The organism is Fundidesulfovibrio putealis DSM 16056 (assembly GCF_000429325.1).
In the GTDB taxonomy this organism is placed as follows: domain Bacteria; phylum Desulfobacterota; class Desulfovibrionia; order Desulfovibrionales; family Desulfovibrionaceae; genus Fundidesulfovibrio; species Fundidesulfovibrio putealis.
In genome coordinates this window covers 269477-288517 of record NZ_AUBQ01000012.1, presented here as the reverse complement: position 1 = coordinate 288517, position 19041 = coordinate 269477, and the positions used below count along the sequence as shown (strand labels likewise).

Below are 19041 nucleotides of genomic sequence, written 5' to 3'. Positions count from 1 at the left end.
AGGCATCTAAGCGGGAAACTTGCCTCAAGACTAGGTCTCCCCGAAGGGCCCAGGTAGACTACCTGGTTGATAGGCCGCAAGTGCAAGTGTAGTGATACATTCAGCTAAGCGGTACTAATAGCCCGTTCGGCTTGACTCGCTTAACCAAACATAACGCGTTCCTCCCTTATTGACTTAAATATCATCAGGAATTTCCTGGTGGCCCCAGAGGAGGGGGTACACCCGATCCCATTCCGAACTCGGTAGTTAAGCCCTCCATCGCCGATGATACTGCCAGGACCGCTGGTGGGAAAGTAGGTCGCTGCCAGGATTCTTTTCAAGAAAGGCCCGCATTAAAAATGCGGGCCTTTCGCTTTTTGTTTTGATTCTCCTCTTGTCATTCAGAAGCCTCTGCAAAGCAGACCTTCCCGGTATGTTGCCGCCCGCCCCAGAGCAGGATACAGGACATTTGACGGGGGGTATGCGGCGTTACCGCCGCATTGCGATAAGGAGAGTCTCAATGGCTGAGAAAGTGATGTTGGTCGATGACGAGGACGCCATCCGGGAAATCCTTGGGTTGTCCATAGCCGACCTGGGCTACGAAGTGGAAACGGCAGCAAATGGCGAGGCAGCCATCGCTTTGTTTTCGCGCTTTGCCCCCGGTATCGTCCTGACAGATATCAAGATGCCCGGCATGGACGGAATCGAACTGCTCAAGCGCCTTAAAGACCTGAATCCCGACACCGAAGTCATCATGGTTTCCGGGCACGGCGACATGGACCTGGTCGTCAAAAGCCTCCAGTTCGAGGCGCTCGATTTCATAACCAAGCCCATCCGCGACGAACTTCTGGTCAGTGCCCTCAAGCGAGCTGCCGAGAAGATCACCATGCGCCGCCAGCTGCGCGAACACACTTTGAACCTTGAGCGCATCGTCAAGGAAAAATCCGCCAAGCTTGTAGAACTTGAACGCCAACTGGCCGTGGGGCAGGTTGTTGAGGGCCTTTCCACCGCCATGCGCTGCCTGGTGGAAACGTTCGACGACGGCGCGGGCTACTTCAACGAACTTCCCTGCTTCATCTCCATACACAACCGCTACCTGGAGATCGTGGCCGTCAACCAGCTCTACAAGGAGCGCCTTGGCGACATGGTGGGCAAAAACTCCTGGGAGCCCTACTCCGGGCGGCAGGGGAGCGGCAACGCCTGTCCCGTCTGGATGACCATCACCGACGGAAAGGGGCTTCGCAGCCGCGAGACCCTGGTGGACGTGAACGGGCAGGAGATACCCGTCATCGTGCATACTGCGCCGATCCTGAGCAAGGACGGCGGCGTCGAGTTGGTCATCGAGCTCTCCGTTGACATCACCGAGGTGGGCCGTCTGCAGGAAGAGCTGCGCTCAACGCGCGAGAAATACCACCGCCTGTTCGACTCCGTGCCCTGCTACATCGAAGTGGTGGACCGCGACCACACAATAGTCGAGGCAAACCGCCGCTTCCGCCAGGATTTCGGCGAGTGCCGGGGCGGCAAGTGCTACAGCGCGTTCACCCATCGCGAGGACCCCTGTCAGGAATGCCCCATCTCGCTCACCTTCGAGGACGGGCAATCCCACCAATGGGAGACTGCAGTCACCACCAGGAACGGGGATCAGCGCGTGGTGCTCATCCAGACTGCGCCAGTACACGGCGAGTCGGGCGAAATAGAGCAGGTGATGGAGATATCCACGGACATCACCCAGATCAGGAAACTCCAGGATCACTTGGCCTCACTCGGGCTGATGCTCGGTTCCATGTCCCATGGCGTGAAGGGCTTGCTCACCTCGCTGGACGGCGGCGTGTACAAGATCGAGGCGGGCTTCCGAAAGGACGATCCGCAGCGCCTGCGCGAAGGCTGGGCCATCGTGAAGGACAAGATCGCGCGCATCCGCAAGATGGTGATGGATATCCTGTATTACGCCAAGTCGCGCGATACGGAGCTTGAAGCCGTCGACCTTGAAGCCTTCGCCAAGGACATGGCCGCCATCATCGAGCCCAAGGCCGCCCTGAAGAACGTGGCCTTCCGTCTGGATGTCGCCCCGGACATAGGCGAGATCCAGATGGATGAAACCGCCATGTCCGCAGCCCTGGTGAACTTTCTGGAGAACGCCGTGGACGCCTGTTCCGAGGACGACACCAAGCCAGCGCACGAGGTCGTGCTGCGCCTCACGGGCGATGCACGGCGCGTGCGCTTCGAGGTCGCGGACGATGGAATGGGCATGGACCAGGAGACCAGGGAAAAGATGTTCACGCTCTTCTTTTCCTCCAAGGGGTCGCGCGGCACCGGGCTTGGCCTGTTCATCTCAAGCCAGGTGATCGAGCGGCATGGGGGCTCCATTGATGTGACCTCCTCTTTCGGAGAAGGCACTTCCATCGTTGCCACACTTCCGCGCGTGCAGTCCAAAAACTAGGAGAGCAAGGTAATGTATCGGCGCGCAGGGGTAATGCACAACGCATGCGGAGGCTCACGGTGAAAACAATTGTGGAGCTATTCCGTAGCAGACTGGTTTTCAAGATCACCCTGCCGATCGCGTTCATCCTGTTCGCCAGCATATTTCTGTGGTCTTTCTATCATGTGCAGTATCAGAAGGACTTCACCATCGACAACCTCATCATGGGGGCAGAGCGCGTCTCTAATACCGTGAAGCTCGGCCTGCACTATGCCATGATGCTCAACTCGCGCGAGGACATCCAGGCCATCGTCAACAACTACAGCAAGCTCAAGGAAATTCGCAACGTCCGCATCATCAATAAATCGGGCGAGGTCATGTTTTCCTCCTCGCCGGACCAAAAGAACAGGATCATCGCGCGGCGGGACCCGCTCTGCCAGGCCTGCCACCAGTACACCGTCCCGACGCTGCATCCGACGCTCAGCGAGGCCATCTACAAGGATTCCCAAGAGAACGGAGAACGTGTGCTGCGCCTGGTCAGCCCCATCCTGAACGAGCAGGGCTGCTCGGATAGTTCGGGCTGCCATTTCCACCGCGCGGAGGAGAAAATCCTGGGCGTCCTGGATCTGTCGTTCTCTTTGAGCGAGAGCGATTCGCTTATAAGCGAAAGCCGCCAGCACACGCTGTATCTGGCGTTCATCCAGTTCGTGGTGACGTTTCTGACCATGGCCCTCTTGTTCCTGCTGCTGGTCAAGCGGCCCATCAACCGCATCATCCGGGATGCCAAGCTCATCTCCCTGGGCCGGTCCCCGAAGCCGCAACGCGTGAAATCCTCAGACGAAATCGGCCAGTTGGCTGATGCCATCCACCAGATGGGCGTGGACCTCACTGCCAAGAACAGCCAGCTCTCGCTGCAAAAGAACCTCTATCAGGACCTCTTCGAGGGCGTTCCCTGCGTCATCACCGTGCAGGACCGGGATTTCCGTCTGTTGCGCTACAACCGCGCCTTCGAGGAGCGCTTCAATGCGAGCCTGGGCGAGTACTGCTACAAGGCCTACAAGAACCGCGATTCCAAATGCCCGGACTGTCCTGTGGAGAGAACGTTCAAGACCGGTCAGTTCCAGACCACGGAAGAATCAGGCTGCTACCGCGACGGCTCGCTGGCGCACTGGATCGTGAACACAGCACCCATCTACGACTCGGAGGGGCGTCTGGTGGCAGCCATGGAGATGTGCCTGGACATTACCGAACGCAAGGAACTGGAAGGCGAGGTGAAGCGTTCGGAGAAGAAGTATGTGGACATCTTCAACAACATTCCGAGCGCGGTGTTCGTGCTGGATCAGGCCGATTTTTCCATTCGCGACTGTAACAAAGGGGCTGTCACCCTGTATGGCTGGGAAAAATCTGAGCTCGCGGACATGAGTTTCCTGGATCTGTTCGCGGATGTGGACAAATCACCCTTCGTCACGGCCATCAACAAGGGACAGGACATAGACCAGGCCAAGCACATAACCAGAAGCGGGCGCGAGTTCTTCGTGGCCATCAACGCCTCTCCTTCCGAGTTCAACAAGCGCAAGGTCTATCTGGTCACGGTGAGCGATATTTCCAAGCGCCTGGACACCGAGCAGCAGCTTATCCAGGCCAGCAAGATGGCCACGCTGGGCGAGATGGCCACTGGTGTGGCCCACGAGATCAACCAACCCCTGGCGGTCATCCAGGCCAGCGTGGATCTGGTGAAACGCAGCCTCACGCGCGGCGAGACTCCGGGAGAGCCGCTTCTCAAGCGTGTCACCGAACTTGTGGCGCAGCAGGTGGAGCGGGCCACCAAGATCATCAACCACATGCGCGAATTCGGGCGCAAGTCGCAGATTTCGCTGGAAGAGGTGGCGCTTAACGGCGTGCTTCAGCGTTCCTTCGACTTCTTCAGCCAGCAGCTTTCGTTGCGTTCCATCGAGGTGGCCTGGGAACTGGACGACAAGCTGCCTATGGTGCGTTGCGAACCCAACCGCATGGAGCAGGTGTTCATAAACTTCCTGATCAACGCCCGCGACGCCATCGACGAGCGCGCATCCAAGGAAGGAGAAGACATCCCCAGGCGCATCACCATCAAGACCATGCACAACCAGGGGTTCGTGACCGTGCGCATCTCGGACACGGGCGTCGGCGTTCCCGCAGCGGCCATGACCCGCATCTTCGAACCCTTCTTCACCACCAAGCAGGTGGGCAAGGGGACGGGCCTTGGGCTGTCCATCAGTTACGGGATCATCAAGGAATACGGCGGGAGCATCAACGTGGTGAACAACGATGACGGCGGCGCGAGCTTTTTCATCCGGCTGCCCGTGGCTGGCGAGCGTCCGGGCGGGGGGGAGTAGAGGCGCTCGTCCGCGAGGCGCTTGTCTCCGGGGATGCGCTCAGCCGCGTAAGCCCGCCGCAGTCGCGCCGGGCTGTGAAATCTCCACGGAATATTATTCGCTACGCTTGGGCATGGCCTCGATGTCCATGTAGAGAACTTCCCATTGGTGGCCATCCAGGTCAGCGAAGCTGTGGCCGTACATCCAGCCGAAATCCATGGGGTCCATGTATGTCGACCCTCCGGCAGCCAACGCATTTTGTATCATCTCATCGACCCCTTTCCTGCTGTCGGCATCGATGGCGATCAAGACCTCAGTTGTTTCTTTCGCGTTGCTGATGCTCTTCTTGGTGAAGTTCCCGAAGAACGGCTCGGTCAAGAGCATGGCGTAAATGTTTTCGCCGAGGATCAGGCATGCGGCGTTTTCATCCGTAAACTGCGGGTTGTATGTGAAGCCGAGTTTCGTGAAGAATTCTTTCGATTTGTCCAGGTCCTTCACAGGCAGGTTCACGAAAATCTGGGTTGCCATGGTGAGCTCCTCTCGCGTTATCGGACGGTTCTGTCTGCATTGCGGCCAAACAGCTCAATCAACGGAACCGGAAAGAGGCAGGAACCGGCTTTTCTGGATTATTGCTGGCTAGCACCAGCCCTGAATGCCGTCAAGAGTCGCACGATTGGGTCCGTGAGGGCGACATGCGTAGGGATATACAAATAAAGCCGCGCAGTGGCGGCTGTATGGAGGACGCGATCTGTTCCGGCGAGGAGTCCGGACTGAATGGCTCAGGCGGACAACGAGCGCATTGACGAACTACGAAGATATTGCACGGGATGTTACCGGCAGGGTCGCGAGCCTGAACGAATATCCTGGGGCCAGTGCCAACCGGCCCATCGGCTGCCGGAGGCTGATGAACGACTGGTCAACGCCTGAATCATGACCGTCCTGTTTCATCTTCTTCAAAGCGGGACTTGTTGTTTTCTCTTACTCCCCGTCCGCACCTTTGCGCCGCTTGGTCAGAAGCCGCCTGTTCAGGGCCTGTCGCGTGATCCCAAGCATCTTGGCGGCGGCGCTCTGGCTGCCTCCGGCGCGTTTCAGCGCCTCCTGGATGATGCGCTCCTCGGCCTGCTTGAGGGTGGGGACTTCCTCGTCTCCGTGTTCGGACAGCACCGCCGGGAACAACCCAGGCCCCGCTCCCTGCCCGGCTTCGCCCCGCATCGATCCAACCCAGGCCCGGAAGGGCTCCACGGACACCGTGCGCCCCTCGCACAGGGCCACGGCGTTGAAGACCATGGCTTCAAGCTCCCGGATGTTGCCGGGGAAGGAGTGCGCGCGCAGAAGCTCCAGCACTTCTGGCGGAGCCTGCGGCACAGGCTTGCCCAGGCGCTCGGCGGCCTTCTCCAGAAAGTGCGACAGCAGGAGCGGCAGGTCGTCCATGCGCTCGCGCAGCGGCGGTATGGACACGCAGTGGGTGCGCAGCCGGAAAAAGAGATCGCGCCGGAACTTGTCCTGTTCGATGAGCTCTTCCAAGGGCTGGTTGGTGGCCACGATGATGCGCGCGTCCATGGGTTTGAGCGTATCCGAGCCCAGAGGATAATACTCCCGCTCCTGGATCAGGCGCAAAAGCTTCAGCTGCGAGGCCTTGGCCAGGTCGCCGATCTCGTCCAGGAACAGGCTGCCCCCGGAGGCTTCCTCTATCAGGCCCCGCCTGCCCAGGTTGGCGCCGGTGAAGGCTCCTTTCTTGTGGCCGAACAGGGTGTCCGAGAACATGGCGTCGTCCAGGCCCGCCACGTTCACGGCCACGAATTTTCCAGGCAGCCCGCTGGCGTCATGGATGGCGCGAGCCACCATCTCCTTGCCGACCCCCGTTTCGCCCGACACCAGCACCGGCTCGTCGGACGAAGCCACAGCCTGCACGTAGGCGGTCATGGCCTTCATGCGCGGATTGTCCGTGACGATCCTGGCCAGACCGCTTTGGGGCCTGTCCGCGTCGCTGCCCTGGCTCTGCGCGTCCTGCGTCGGCTTGTGGTCCAATTGGCGGGAGAGTTCCTGGCCAACCTCCAGGGCGTGGCGCACGGCGGAGAGCAGGTGCGCGCGGTCCACGGGCTTCACCAGGTAGTCGACGGACCCGGCCCGCATGCAGCGCACGGCGGATTCCACTTCGTTGTAGCCGGTGACGATGATCACCGGGATATGCGGGTACTCGGCCTTGATGAAGCTCAGGACGTCCTCGCCCTTCACTTCGGGCATGCACAGGTCCAGCATGACCAGCGACACCACCTGGCGGCGCAGGATGTTTTTCACCTCGCGCGGGTCTGAACAGCGTATGGTGTTGGTCAGGCCGGAGTAGCGCAGGTTCAGGTCGTAGCTTTGCAGGGCCTGTTCCTCGTCGTCCACCAGGAGGATGGGGTGCAGGGGGATTCGGGCGGCGGAACTCATTACAGCGGACCCTCATGCGGGGCTTGCGCGGCGGGAAGGGCCACGATGGCCGAGGTCCCCTGGCCGGGCGTGGATTCTATCAACAGCTGGCCCCCGTGCTCGCGGGCGATGGACAGCGAGATGGACAGGCCAAGGCCGGTGCCGCCCTGTTCGCGCTTGGTGGAGTAGAACGGTTCGGTGACGCGGGGCAGGTCATCCGGGCGGATGCCCACGCCCTCGTCGCGCACTGCAATGCGCACGCTGCCCGTGGCATCGTGATGGAAGGTCTCGATCTCGATGCCCTGGTGCGCGCCGGTGAGGGCGTGGCAGGCGTTCTGCACCAGGTTCACCACGATCTGCTCCAGGCGCTGCCTGCGCCCGCGCACCAGGGGCAGGCCCGCCCCGTAGCGTACGGAAAAACGGCTGGTGTGCAGGCCGATGGTCTTGCTCATGAGCAGCACCGCCGACTGCACCACGTCGTTGACCGGGAGCATCTCGAAGCCGCCTTCGATGTCCTGGCGGGCGAAATTCTTGAGCTCGCGCACGAAGTCCCGGATGCGCACCGAGCCCTCGATGATGCCTTGCAGGAGTTGCGGCACGTGCTGGGACACCTCGGCCAGGGGCAGCCCCCCGAAGGCGTCCGGGCCGACCTTCACGGCTTCTCCGGATTCCTGGGCGCGGGCCAGCGCCTCGACCCCCGGTGACACCCCCCGCCACAGGTCCAGCACCAGGGGGGCATTCAACATGATGAAGTTGTTGGGATTGCTTATCTCGTGGGCCACCTCGGACACCAGGGTGCCCAAAGACACCAGCCGGTCCGCGTGCATGAACTGGGACTCGGTGACCTTCTGTCCGGTGACGTCCAGCCCGGTGGCCTGGTAGTCGCGTATGTGTCCGGTCTTGTAGAAGAATCCCTGGATGATCCAGCGCATCCACAGGGGCGGGTCGTCCGGATCGCTGCTTGGAGCCTTGTATTCGAGTTCCGCCATGGGGTTGTCCAGGGTGATGCCGGTCACGGCCTGGGCGAAGCTCTCGCGCAGGGTGGGGTCGAGCATCCACAGGAAGTCCTCGCCCACGATGTCCTCGCGCGTGGTTCCGAAGAAGCGCGCGCTGGCGGTATTGGCGTAGGTGATGCTCCAATCGGGCAGGAAACAGCAGATGAGGTCCGGGCGGGTCTCCACGATGGACTGGTAGAGGTTCTTGCGGTTCAGCAGGCCCTCTATGGCCACCTTGTAGCGGGTGACGTTCTCCACCAGCAGTACGAAGCCGTCCTCGCCCCAGGGCAGGGCGGCCCTGTCCACTCGCACGCGCGTCCAGGCCAGGCCGCCGTCGGCCATGGCGATGGGCTTGTCCATGTCGTGCCAGATGCCGGGATGCGTCAGATAGTCGTCCAGGTTCTCGCAGGCGCCCAGGCAGAAGATGCTCAGAACGTCCTGGAAGTTCATCAGGGCCAGGTCGGCGGGGGAGCATTCGGTGAGCCTGAAGAATTCCCGGTTGGCGTAGCGGACGGCGTAATCCGGCCCAGCCAGGAGCACGGCCAGAGGGAGCGCGCCGTACAGGCTGTCCAGCGTGGCTGCGTGGGATGGGGGGAGGGGTTCGCGCATGGGGGCTGCCGTGTGTTGTCCGCAAGCTGCGCTTTCCCGGACCAAACCGGGGGCAGGTGCGGCTCTCTGGACGAAAATCCCGCCTGTGCGGGTATGGCCTGCTCCTATATCCTCGCAGGGCGCTTGGCAAGGCGCTATGCGGAGCGTGATTGCTTGCCAGTACAGGATAATTTTCTTACCAAGGCCGTTCTGATCGACAGCGCACCATGACAGGAGGCCACGCGTGAATCTCTCCCGACTGCTGACCAGCCTTACTGGCCGCAAATGCCTGCCCGGCCTCCTTGAGCACTACGACCCGGTCTCCAAGGGCGTCAAAGTCGTGGAGGCCGCCCTCAAGGAATATTCCGCAGGCGGGCACGGCCTGGCCTTCCAGACTCTGACCGTGGAGATCGACACCCTGGAGGGCCAGGCGGACAAGATCAAGCGGCGCATCAGGAACCATCTGCCGCGCGACATCTTCCTGGAGGTCGATAAGACCCTGTTCCTGAACTACACCCGCAGCCAGGACAACATCCTGGACGAGGCCCAGGAGGCGCTCAACTGGCTGGGCATGCGCCGCATGGACCTGCCAGCCTCCCTGTTCGTCTCGGCGCGCGCCGTCGGGCGGGAAGCCTGCCGCACGGTGGAGCTCCTGAAGCCCGCCCTGCAGGGGACCATGGACCTCATCTACGGCAAGACCAAGGACCGCTCCGCAGTCAAAGACAGTTACCACGAAGTGCGCGTGCAGCATCACAAGGCGTCCAAGGCGGCACGCAAGCTCATCAAGGATGCCTTCGAGACCGAGGGCGAGTGCCGCGACATCTACCAGTTCGTGACCTTCGTCGAGCACCTGCACGACATGGGGCACAACGCCGAGGGCTCGGCCGACGTCCTGCGGGCCATGATCGCGCGCTAGCGTTGTTTCTTCATGAGTCGTTCATACTTTTAAGAACTTAGCCAAAGAGAACCAGTAGTATTGTTTTGAAAAGCATGAGTGAAATGCAAAATTCGCAGTAGGAGAACGCCTCCGCAGGCCTTAGGGCTGCGCCCTTTGGAATCCGCAATTATCCATCATGCTGCCCCCTCGTACTTTTGCTCGGGTTGCAGCTGCGATGAACTTTGCAAGAAACTCACGTTTTTCAAAATTACGACCCTGTCGTTGCGTTATTAAGAGCCGTATCATGATGAAAGTATTCAGGTTGGCTGCCCAGACGGCCTTGTTGTGGGGCATTTACTGGGTCTGCAACCGGTTTGTGCAGGCGACGGGGCTGCCGATTCCCGGAAACGTGATCGGCGTGGCGGTGCTGTTTTCGCTGCTGTGCTTCGGCGTGGTGAAGCTCGAACACGTGCAGGAGGCGGCGGATTTCCTGCTCAAGCACCTGGTGTTCTTTTTCATCCCCATCGCCGTGGGCCTCATGGATTGGGGGCCGGTCTTCTATGATTACGGGCTGGTGCTGCTGGCGGCCATCGTGGCCAGCTCCCTGATTCCGTTCTGGGCCGTGGGCTTCATAACCCAGCGGCTGCACCGCAAGGAGAAGCCGTGTACTCCCTGACGGTCACCTTCACCATCGTCATCACCGTGTGCGCCTACGTGGCCTGCCGCGCCCTGTACCTGCGCTACGGGCACCCGCTTTTGAACATCGTGGTGCTGAGCGCCGGGGTGGTCATCGCCATCCTGGCCCTGTGCCGCATGCCGTATGCGACCTATGTTCCGGGCCGCGACATCATGACCTTGCTGCTGGGCCCGGCCACAGTGGGGCTGGCTGTGCCGCTCTACCGCAACCGGCATCTGCTGCGAAAGTACGCCCTGGCCATCGTGCTGAGCGTCGCTGCAGGCGCGTTCTCGGCCATGGTGACGGCGGGGCTCATCGCCAGATTCGGCGGGCTTCCGCAGGAAGTGGTGATGTCCATCGTGCCCAAGGGGGTGTCCATACCCTTCGCCATCGAGATAGCCCGGCTCTACGACGGCATCCCGGCCCTGGCGGCGGCCTTCGTGGTGGCCACGGGCACGCTTGGCTCGCTCATGGGGGCCACGTTCCTGACGCGCCTTGGCATCACCAACCCAGTGGCGCGCGGGCTGGCCCTGGGCACAGTGTCGCACGCCCAGGGGACCGCCGCCGCGCTGATGGAAGGGCAGGAGCAGGGCTCCATGGCCGGGCTGGCCATGATCCTGGCGGGAATCCTGACGGCGCTGTTCGCGCCCATGGTGATGCTGCTCCTGAACTGACCGCTGTGCCTAGGCGCAGCCGCGATGCCCAAGCCGTCGACAATCAGCCGGACATCCCGGCTGCCGCACATCACCGCGCCATGAGCGCGAACACACCCCATCCAAGGTATTCCCGCGTGTACGCGGCATAGCGTTTTGGTTCCGCAGTCAGTCTGGCTCTGACATCCGTCGCGATGTCGTCGTCGGGATTCGCTTCGAGCCATCGGCGCATGGTAAGCCACTTGGCCGCTTCGTACCTATCCCAGCCTTCCTGGTCAGCCAGGACCATTTCCACGACGTCGTAGCCGAGGTCGCCGAAGGACTCGAGAAGCTCCGGAAGCATGAGAAAGTCGGAGATGGAATTGGCAAGGCATCCCTTGGCGACGTCTTGCGTGGGCGGCAACTGCCGCCAGTAGGGCTCGCCGATGAGGATCATTCCTCCGGAGCGGAGGCTTTTCGCCAGAAGCTCGATGGTGCCGGTGACTCCTCCACCGATCCACGTGGCGCCGAGACAGGCTGCCACGCTGACTTTTTCGTCGGCGACGAAGCCGGCAGCGTCGCCATGAATGAACTCGACCCGATCGGCGACTCCGAGCTCTTCAGCGCGGAGTATCGCCTGCGCGGAGAACAACCGGCTCATGTCGATGCCGACGCCGGTGATTCCGAAATCGCGTGCCCAGGTGCACAGCATCTCGCCCGAACCGCTGCCGAGGTCGAGCACACGGGCCCCTGATTCCAGGCGCAAGGCTGCGCCGAGAGTGGCGAGCTTTTCTGGTGTAAACGGATTATGGATGCGGTGAGCGCTTTCTGTGATGTTGAAAATACGTGGAATGTCCAATGCAATACCTCCTTTTACTCAGTTGTGTGACAACTTGAGTATGCCCATGGTGACGGTTGTCCCTGGTTTTTTAATGCCACGCCGCAGCCACAAAGTTCTGAGTTATTGCTTGGTGTTTCGTTCACGCACTGCAACCAGGCAGCCTGTTGCGTCCTTCCCGGCAGCCAAGTCGCCTTCTGTTCCTCTCCCTCGATCATCACCTGACGCTGCCGACAACCCCTTCGATGATCTCCGCATGCCGCGCGGCCACGCTCTCCAGCGAGTGCTCTTCAACAGCGATGCGCCGTCCTTCCTCGCCGAAACGCTGGCGCAGCTCCGGGTTCTCCAGCAGGTGCGCCAACGCATCGGCCAGCGCGTCCGGACTTTTGCTCGGCACAACGAACCCGGTACGTCCGTGCCTGATGACCTCGGGCACGCCACCCACGGCGGTCCCCACGCAGGGCAGCCCCATGGCCATGGCCTCCAGGAACACGTTGGGCATGCCCTCGTTGGCGGAGCTCAGCACGGCGATGCTGGCGCGGGCGAACTCCCCGGCGGGGTCGCCGGTTCCGGGAAGAAGCTCCATGCGCTCGCGGGCGGGGCTTGCGGCCATGCGCCGGGAAAGCTGGTCGCGCAGCTCGCCGTCGCCCACCAGCCGCAGGCGCGCCCTGGGATGAACGGCGTGCGCCAGCTCGAAGGCCCGGATAAGCGTCTCGTGGTCCTTGATGGCGGCCAGACGGGCAAGGCACAGGATCACCGGATCCTCTTCGCGCAGCTCGGGCCGGGGTGTGAAGTGTGCGGTGTCCACGCCGGTCGGGATCACGTCGATGCGGCTTTCCGGAAGCCCGTAGCGCTCCATGAGCGAATTCCTGAGGGCTCTTGCGTTGCAGATGTGATGGTGGGCCAGATTCTTGAGCACGGCCTCGTGCTGGCGGTGCAGGTCGTCGCCGCCCCGGCAGTTGGCGATGATGGCCGGAACGCGGGCCAGCCTGCCAAGTACCCGGCCCCAGATGTTGGGGACCACGGTCAGGGCCAGCAGGGCGTCCGGGCGCGTCTGGCCCAGCGCCCGCCACAGTCCCCAGAGCCCGGCGGGACCCACGGCGGGGCCGGTCGCCAGTTGGCGCACGCTCAGGCCGTAGTCGCGGGCCGTGGGCAGGAAGTCGTCCCCGCCCATGAGGGTCCAGACCTGGGCGTCGAAGCGCGCGGGGTCAAGGCGTTTGGCCAGCTCCAGCGCGTGGCGCTGGGTGCCTCCCAGGAGCAAATCCTGGAGCAGAAGGACGGTCTTGATGCGGGGCATGATTGTATGAAATGACTCCGGTTTGCGGCAGACCCGCAGGATAGGGAAATTCCGTCCGGCTTTCCATGAAAAACACATGAGCACGCAGCACTCCATATTCCGCAAGTTCGCCCACCTGGTCACGGCCCAGTGGGTGCGAGACGGCCTGCACACGGCGCTGATCGTGGTGCTGGCGCGCGCCAGCGCGTCCACCTACGGCGAGTTCGTGCTGGCCTTCTCGTTGGCGCAGTTTATTCTCTTCCTGGGGGAATTCGGCTTGAATCAGCCCATGGTGGTGGCCTTGAGCCGCACCTGGGGCGACAAGGGGCAGGTGCTTGCCCAGTACGGGCTCATCAAGGCCGCGCTTTTGGGAGCGGGGATGCTTGGGGTCACGGGGTTCTGCCTGATCCAGGGCTACTCGGGCGGGCTCTTGTGGATGTCCTTGGGCATCTGCGCAGGATGCGGGCTGGAGCCGCTGGCCGGATCCTTCTTCGTGGCGCTTCGGGTGCGCCACCGCCAGGATCTTGAGGCCTACGTGCGCTCTGGTTCGGCCATGCTGGGCTACGGGTACGCCCTGACGGCGGTGTACCTGGGCTGGCCAGCGTGGAGCTTCGGCCTGTTCAAGGTGGTGGAGAACCTGTGCAACCTGTGCGGCAGCGCCTGGCTGTGCCTGCGTGACGACGGCGAGGGCGCGACCCGCCTGACGCTTGGCAGGCGGGGGCTGGAGCGGGCCTGGAGGACCGCCGTGGGCGGGCTTCTTTTCGTGGTCATGGCCCTGGCCGCCATCGGCTACAACAAGGCCAACGTCTTTTTCCTGCAACAACACGGCGGCTCTGAAGCCGTGGGCGCGTATGGCGTGGCCTGGGAGTTGGTGGACGGGGCTTCCAATCTTGTGGCCTCGATTCTGCTCTCCGGGGTCATTTATCCGCTGCTGGTGAAGCTTTGGCGCACGGACAAGGCCGCGTTCGCGACGCTGGGACGAAACTCCGCGCGCTCGCTCACGGCGGTCAGCCTGCCGGTGATGGCCGCCATCGCCATGGAGGCCGACCGCATCCTGCCGCTGATCTTCGGGGAGGCCTACGCGCCGCACGCCTGGGTGGCGGCATGGCTTGCGCCCTCCATCCTCATCGCCTTCCTGCACAACCTGGCTGCGTACATGATGCTGGCCCTGGGGCGCGAGCGCCTGCTGCTGTGGATCTACGTCGGCGGGCTGTGCGCGGGCCTCATTCTCTGTCAGCTGCTCATTCCCGGCGCGCCGCTGTGGGGAGCGGCCCTGACCATCGTTTTGACCAAGGCCCTGGTGGCGGTGTGCACGGTGGGCTATTGCCAGAGGCGGGTGGGGCTGTTGGGATTTAAGCAGCTGGCGCTGTGCGCGGGAAGCGTGGCGATGGCCGGTGTTCTCTGGCTGGGGCTCGGACGCGTGGCCCCGCGTGAGGTTGCCGAAGCCGCCGCCCTCATGCCGCTTTTGTGGCTCTTGTGGCGCTGGAGGCCCAGAAAGAACGCCTGATGATTTGATTTTCAATCATCTTTGCGTAGCCAGCGGACGCATCACTCCAGAGTTGAGATCAGTTTCGTGTGTCGCGAGACGCATGTCGCGCTTCGATTCATAAAAATATGGGCAAATTAGGCTCTATCCCGACAGGAAAGGGCCCTCGCAGGGCCCTTTCCGTTAAGTCATCGTGGAATCACAGCAGACGACAGTGCTGTTATGCGGCCTTGCGGCGACGGACCATGACCAGGCCAGCCAGCCCCACGCCGAGAAGCGCCATGGTTGCAGGTTCCGGAGTGGCAACCGGAACAGCTTGCTCCTGCACGAAGGTCTGGAATCTCATGTCGAGGCCGTATCTGCCAACACCCTGGAAGGTCGCGGTGGTGCCAACAATTTTCCAAAGGTCGCCGCCCGCGTAGTCAGGCGTTTGATACGAAAAGGATACGCCGAAGTTTGGTTCAGCCGCTCCCCCCGACGCGCCATTCCAATCCAAAACGAAGGCGTCCCCAGGGTTCACTGAAAGAGCCAAGGATGACAGGTCAATGGTGTTCGTGCCGACACCGAATACCAACACCTGATCATACAGCCATGGTCCGGATGTTTGGACCGCGTTGCCCATCTTGATGCGAATGTTGATTGTTCCTGCGGATGTATACAGGTCGATATGGTCAAGTATACCAGCTGTGCCGACGGTTATTTGCTGTTGGAAATGTGATGAACCAGTGACGGAAGAGTACGAATACAGATTGCTTTGGTCGAGAATGACCGCTGCAAAGCTCGTCTGCGGGAAGGAAAATGCTATGGCCAGTATTAGGGCGAGCCGCATCAAACGCATGGTTTCCTCCGGTTGTGTGTGTTTGTGGTTGAATGATCGTTCAGTACATTTGGACAATTGCTTAAGTTAGTTTGGAGTTGATGGTTGTCTGCGGTGTTGTCGGTAACGAATGGTTGTTTAGCAATGTTGATGCCATGTATGTGTAGTGGTGCACATTGTGTCGCAATGAGTATGCCGTCGGCAAAATAATCAGACCCAATGGGTATAAATTGTTGACTATATCCATCTAACCCAGTGGACTGGGTTTCTCTTTCCCCGGGGATCGGCAACTCGTGTTGGGGTGTGAACGTTCTGGTCTAATGCGCTGAAATTGCGAGATAAGTTGTAAGTCGCTTCTGCGCTTGGAGGACGAGCGGGTTGGGGCGAAAGTGTTTCGATCCTGTAAGTATTTGTAGAATTATTTACAGTTGTCGGATTGCTTTACAGATATTTTGCAAGACAAGGGCGACTGCCGCCACTCCGGCTGGACCGAGCCCGGCGCACCTTGATCCGCTTCCGGGCTTTTCAGTTCCGGGCCTTCCTGCTATGGAGCGCCTCACGTTGCGATTGCACGGCGACTCGGTTACGGAGCCGTGTCGCGGCGTTCGTATCAGGAGGCGCCACCATGCAGACCCAATCTTCCTTCACCCGTCTTCTGGTTCTTTTCATGGCCCTGCTGTTCGCTGCGGCGGTCTTCATCTTCTACAGCACCAGCAAGAAGGCCGGGGCCGAACTTGTCCAGGAGTTCGAGCAGCGCGAGGCCAGGACGCTTGAAGCCGTGAAATGGCTTGTGGCTGGCAAGGCTCCCTATGCCGGGGTTGAGCAGCTGCGCTCCCAGATCAAGGCCATCTCCACGCATTTCGACATCCGCGTCACCTATGTGGCCGCCGGGAAGGTGCTGGCCGAGTCCGACCTGACGCCCGAAGAGGCGGCCAAGATGGAAGACCATTCCACCCGCCCTGAGATCGTGGCGGCGCAGGCCGAGGGCTTCGGCAAGTCCACCCGTTACAGCAGCACGCTCCAGCGCGAGATGCTCTACATGGCCACCCGCGTGCAGGGGCTGGCCGGAATCCCCGACGGCGTGCTGCGCATAAGCGTTCCGTATTCCACCGTGCAGGGCATCCTGGAACAGTCGCGCTCCAACCTCATGGCCGTGACCGCCGCCATGGCGGTGTGCGCCGCGCTCCTGGCCATGCTGCTGCTGCGGCGCACCAAGGGCATGCTCCTCTCCTTCAGCCGCATCGTGGACGACCTGGGCAGCGGGATGGCTCCGGACAAGATCCGCGTCTGCCCCGGTTCCGAGTTCCGCCCTCTCATGGATTCCATCAACGTGCTGGCCAAGCGCGCCCGCAAGAGCATGCGCCACCTGCACGACACCAGCAGCCAGTTCGAGGCCGTGCTGGCCAAGATGACCGACGCCGTGGCCGTGCTGGACGACAAGGGGACCATCCTGGCTCACAACGCCGCGCTGGACGCCGTCCTGGGGGCCAGCGTGGCCTGTTCCGGGCGGCACGTGATGGAGGCGGGCCTTGGCCTGGAAGTGGACAAGGCCCTGGACGAAGCCCGCCAGAGCCGCGCGCACGAACCCCAGCGTTTTCAAGCCCGGCTGATAAACGGCGTACACGCCGACGTGGACCTGGTTCCCTATTTCACGTCCAAGGGCAAGCCGCGCTTCATCCTGGTGCTGCACGACGTGAGCGCCATGAAGAACGCGGAGACCCTGCTGCGCGAGTTCGTGATCAACGCCTCGCACCAGCTGCGCACGCCCCTCACCAGTATCCAGGGCTACGCGTCCACGCTCCTGGAGAGCCCTCCCTCCGACCAGGCTCAGGCTCAGGCCATGCTGGGCACCATTCTCAAGAAAAGCCAGGACATGAGCGCGGTGGTCACCGACCTCCTGCACACGGCCTCTCCCCAGGCCGACAGGTCCGCCGATTCCAACTCATAGACAAAAAGAACCGCAAGGAGCCCGCATGGGATTCAGCCTCTTCCCGAAGGAAGTAAAATTCTTTGAAATGTTCAAGGATCAGAACCGCAAACTCATCAAGGCGGTGACCATCCTCGACGAGCTGTTCCATTCCCTCGAGGACATGGAAGACCGCTGCACGCGCATCAACATCATCGAGGCCGAGGCCAACACCATCTCGCGCAGCATCTCCACGGAGCTGTCCTCGACCTTCATCACCCCCCTGGACCGCGAGGACATCCACCAGATCAACATCACCCAGGAGGCCCTGATCAACATCGTCAAGGCCACCGCCACCCGCATCGGGCTCCTGGAGTGCGGCGACGTGCTCTATCCCTCGCGCAGGCTGGTGCGCTCCCTGAAGGTGATGATCGAGGAGGCCGGGCTGGTCCTGGACAAGCTCTCCAAGAACAAGGACGCCAGGGAGCACGTGGAGATCATCAAGTCCCACAAGTACGAGTGCGAGATGCTGCTCCTGGTGGGCCTCGGGGAACTCTACGACACCAAGGACCAGGTGCCCGGCGGGCAGCAGCTCATGCACATCATCAAGTGGAACCACATCTACGGGCGCATCGAGCAGGCCGTCGACCGCGCCGAACGCCTGAGCGACGTGCTCGAAGGGGTTCTGCTCAAACATGCTTGAGATACCCCTGCTGCTCATCTTCATCGTGGTCATCGCCTTGGTGTTCGATTTCACCAACGGCGCGCACGACTCGGCCAACGCCATCGCCACCATCGTCTCCACGAAGGTGCTCTCGCCGCGCACCGCCGTCATCATGGCGGCGTCGCTGAATCTCTTCGGGGCCTTCCTGGGCACCGAGGTGGCCCAGACCGTGGGCAGCGGCATCGTGGGGCCGGAAATGGTCACCGGATGCAAAATCCTGGTGCTGGCCGCGCTTTTCGGGGCCATCTTCTGGAACCTGCTGACCTGGTACCTGGGCATCCCTTCGTCTTCCTCGCACGCCCTGATCGGTGGCCTCATCGGCGCAGCCATAGCCTTCAAGGGCTGGGACGCCCCCAACTACGCCTCCATCGGCAAGAAGGTGCTCATCCCCTTGCTGCTTTCTCCCCTGGCGGGTTTTCTGGTGGGCTACCTGATCATGGTGGCGCTCACCTGGATGTTCGTGAAGGCACACCCGCGCACCGTGAACACCGCCTTCAAGAAGCTCCAAATACTCTCCTCGGCCTTCATGGCCACCAGCCACGGCCTGAACGACGCCCAGAAGACCATGGGCATCATCACCCTGGCCCTGGTCATCTTCCAGATGCAGCCCGACGTGAGCATCCCCTTCTGGGTGAAGCTCAGCTGCGCGCTGGCCATGGGGCTGGGAACCGCCATGGGCGGCTGGAAGATCGTGAAGACCATGGGGCACAAGATCTTCAAGCTGGAGCCGGTGCACGGCTTCGCCGCCGAGACGGCCGCCGCAGCGGTCATCATGGGGGCGTCGTCCATGGGCGCGCCCATCAGCACCACGCACACCATTTCCACCGCCGTCATCGGCGTGGGGGCGTCCAAACGCTTCTCCGCCGTGCGCTGGGGCGTGGCCGGAAATCTGGTGGTGGCCTGGGTGCTGACCATCCCGGCCTCGGGGGCCGTGGCGGCGCTGTGCTTCTACGCGCTCGACTTCATCGGGTTGCAGTAGAGGCGGGCCTTTGCCTGCGCCGGGAGCGCGGCTGCGGGCTGGATGGATTCATAGATCGATACGTCGGAAAGAAAAGAGCGCGGGCC

The 19041-nt window shown here is 61.8% G+C and carries 15 protein-coding genes and 2 rRNA genes; 11 read left to right on the top strand and 6 right to left on the bottom strand.

The window, feature by feature from the left end; translation table 11 throughout:
* The 4 genes from G453_RS0110125 to G453_RS0110110 all read left to right on the top strand — a co-directional run.
* Window positions 1–139 (top strand): 23S ribosomal RNA (locus tag G453_RS0110125); the annotation flags it as partial.
* 55 nt (window positions 140–194) lie between these two features.
* Window positions 195–310, top strand: a 5S ribosomal RNA gene (gene rrf, locus G453_RS0110120).
* 189 nt (window positions 311–499) lie between these two features.
* The gene (locus tag G453_RS0110115; RefSeq protein ID WP_027190981.1) at window positions 500–2419 is read left to right on the top strand and encodes a hybrid sensor histidine kinase/response regulator; all 1920 of its coding nucleotides are present in this window, start codon (window positions 500–502) and stop codon (window positions 2417–2419) included.
* A gap of 59 nt (window positions 2420–2478) precedes the next feature.
* Window positions 2479–4770 (top strand): PAS domain S-box protein, encoded by a 2292-nt coding sequence (locus tag G453_RS0110110; protein WP_027190980.1) that lies wholly within the window; start codon window positions 2479–2481, stop codon window positions 4768–4770.
* Window positions 4771–4863: 93 nt separating this feature from the next.
* On the opposite strand, the gene G453_RS0110105 is transcribed toward G453_RS0110110, so the two are convergent.
* The 3 genes from G453_RS0110105 to G453_RS26240 form a co-directional block, all read right to left on the bottom strand.
* The gene (locus tag G453_RS0110105) at window positions 4864–5277 is read right to left on the bottom strand and encodes a VOC family protein (RefSeq protein WP_027190979.1); all 414 of its coding nucleotides are present in this window, start codon (window positions 5275–5277) and stop codon (window positions 4864–4866) included.
* A gap of 450 nt (window positions 5278–5727) precedes the next feature.
* A complete protein-coding gene (locus G453_RS0110100; RefSeq protein ID WP_027190978.1) occupies window positions 5728–7182 on the bottom strand; it encodes a sigma-54-dependent transcriptional regulator in 1455 nt (484 codons plus the stop codon).
* A complete protein-coding gene (locus tag G453_RS26240; RefSeq protein ID WP_051272234.1) occupies window positions 7182–8765 on the bottom strand; it encodes a PAS domain-containing sensor histidine kinase in 1584 nt (527 codons plus the stop codon). Before G453_RS26240 ends, G453_RS0110100 begins: the two co-directional genes overlap by 1 nt.
* A 223-nt stretch (window positions 8766–8988) precedes the next feature.
* On the opposite strand from G453_RS26240, the gene G453_RS0110090 reads away from it, so the two are divergent.
* The 3 genes from G453_RS0110090 to G453_RS0110080 all read left to right on the top strand — a co-directional run bounded on the left by G453_RS0110090 (window position 8989) and on the right by G453_RS0110080 (window position 10971).
* A complete protein-coding gene (locus G453_RS0110090; protein WP_051272231.1) occupies window positions 8989–9660 on the top strand; it encodes a DUF47 domain-containing protein in 672 nt (223 codons plus the stop codon).
* A 265-nt stretch (window positions 9661–9925) separates the two neighbouring features.
* Window positions 9926–10297 (top strand): CidA/LrgA family protein, encoded by a 372-nt coding sequence (locus tag G453_RS0110085; RefSeq protein ID WP_027190976.1) that lies wholly within the window; start codon window positions 9926–9928, stop codon window positions 10295–10297.
* On the top strand, window positions 10285–10971 hold the full coding sequence (locus G453_RS0110080) for an LrgB family protein (RefSeq protein ID WP_027190975.1): 687 nt from the start codon (window positions 10285–10287) through the stop codon (window positions 10969–10971). The genes G453_RS0110085 and G453_RS0110080 overlap by 13 nt, the downstream gene beginning before the upstream one ends.
* A gap of 70 nt (window positions 10972–11041) precedes the next feature.
* Here G453_RS0110080 and G453_RS0110075 read toward each other — a convergent pair whose 3' ends face one another.
* Both G453_RS0110075 and G453_RS23330 read right to left on the bottom strand, forming a co-directional pair.
* Window positions 11042–11788, bottom strand: coding sequence for an SAM-dependent methyltransferase (locus G453_RS0110075; RefSeq protein WP_027190974.1), 747 nt, complete (start codon window positions 11786–11788; stop codon window positions 11042–11044).
* Between the two features lie 196 nt (window positions 11789–11984).
* Window positions 11985–13064, bottom strand: a complete 1080-nt coding sequence (locus tag G453_RS23330; protein ID WP_043645300.1) for a glycosyltransferase — start codon at window positions 13062–13064, stop codon at window positions 11985–11987.
* 76 nt (window positions 13065–13140) lie between these two features.
* On the opposite strand from G453_RS23330, the gene G453_RS0110065 reads away from it, so the two are divergent.
* The gene (locus tag G453_RS0110065; RefSeq protein ID WP_027190973.1) at window positions 13141–14550 is read left to right on the top strand and encodes a lipopolysaccharide biosynthesis protein; all 1410 of its coding nucleotides are present in this window, start codon (window positions 13141–13143) and stop codon (window positions 14548–14550) included.
* Between the two features lie 199 nt (window positions 14551–14749).
* On the opposite strand, the gene G453_RS0110060 is transcribed toward G453_RS0110065, so the two are convergent.
* Window positions 14750–15367, bottom strand: coding sequence for a PEP-CTERM sorting domain-containing protein (locus G453_RS0110060; RefSeq protein ID WP_027190972.1), 618 nt, complete (start codon window positions 15365–15367; stop codon window positions 14750–14752).
* Window positions 15368–15971: 604 nt separating this feature from the next.
* Here G453_RS0110060 and G453_RS0110055 point away from each other — a divergent pair.
* The 3 genes from G453_RS0110055 to G453_RS0110045 are packed head-to-tail and all read left to right on the top strand — an operon-like array spanning window position 15972 to window position 18955.
* Window positions 15972–17294, top strand: a complete 1323-nt coding sequence (locus tag G453_RS0110055; protein ID WP_027190971.1) for a histidine kinase dimerization/phospho-acceptor domain-containing protein — start codon at window positions 15972–15974, stop codon at window positions 17292–17294.
* Window positions 17295–17319: 25 nt separating this feature from the next.
* A complete protein-coding gene (locus G453_RS0110050; RefSeq protein ID WP_027190970.1) occupies window positions 17320–17955 on the top strand; it encodes a DUF47 domain-containing protein in 636 nt (211 codons plus the stop codon).
* Window positions 17948–18955: an inorganic phosphate transporter gene (locus tag G453_RS0110045; RefSeq protein ID WP_027190969.1), complete on the top strand. Its 1008-nt coding sequence runs from the start codon at window positions 17948–17950 to the stop codon at window positions 18953–18955. Before G453_RS0110050 ends, G453_RS0110045 begins: the two co-directional genes overlap by 8 nt.
* Window positions 18956–19041: the final 86 nt, after the last annotated feature.

Excerpts from the sequence above, each read along its gene's own strand:
- G453_RS0110050 (WP_027190970.1), top strand. The coding sequence starts at position 17,320 with ATGGGATTCAGCCTCTTCCCGAAGGAAGTAAAATTCTTTGAAATGTTC.
- G453_RS0110115 (WP_027190981.1), top strand. The coding sequence starts at position 500 with ATGGCTGAGAAAGTGATGTTGGTCGATGACGAGGACGCCATCCGGGAA.
- G453_RS23330 (WP_043645300.1), bottom strand. The coding sequence starts at position 13,064 with ATGCCCCGCATCAAGACCGTCCTTCTGCTCCAGGATTTGCTCCTGGGA.
- G453_RS0110055 (WP_027190971.1), top strand. The coding sequence starts at position 15,972 with ATGCAGACCCAATCTTCCTTCACCCGTCTTCTGGTTCTTTTCATGGCC.
- G453_RS0110060 (WP_027190972.1), bottom strand. The coding sequence starts at position 15,367 with ATGCGTTTGATGCGGCTCGCCCTAATACTGGCCATAGCATTTTCCTTC.
- G453_RS0110100 (WP_027190978.1), bottom strand. The coding sequence starts at position 7,182 with ATGAGTTCCGCCGCCCGAATCCCCCTGCACCCCATCCTCCTGGTGGAC.
- G453_RS0110065 (WP_027190973.1), top strand. The coding sequence starts at position 13,141 with ATGAGCACGCAGCACTCCATATTCCGCAAGTTCGCCCACCTGGTCACG.
- G453_RS0110085 (WP_027190976.1), top strand. The coding sequence starts at position 9,926 with ATGATGAAAGTATTCAGGTTGGCTGCCCAGACGGCCTTGTTGTGGGGC.
- G453_RS0110105 (WP_027190979.1), bottom strand. The coding sequence starts at position 5,277 with ATGGCAACCCAGATTTTCGTGAACCTGCCTGTGAAGGACCTGGACAAA.
- G453_RS26240 (WP_051272234.1), bottom strand. The coding sequence starts at position 8,765 with ATGCGCGAACCCCTCCCCCCATCCCACGCAGCCACGCTGGACAGCCTG.
- G453_RS0110045 (WP_027190969.1), top strand. The coding sequence starts at position 17,948 with ATGCTTGAGATACCCCTGCTGCTCATCTTCATCGTGGTCATCGCCTTG.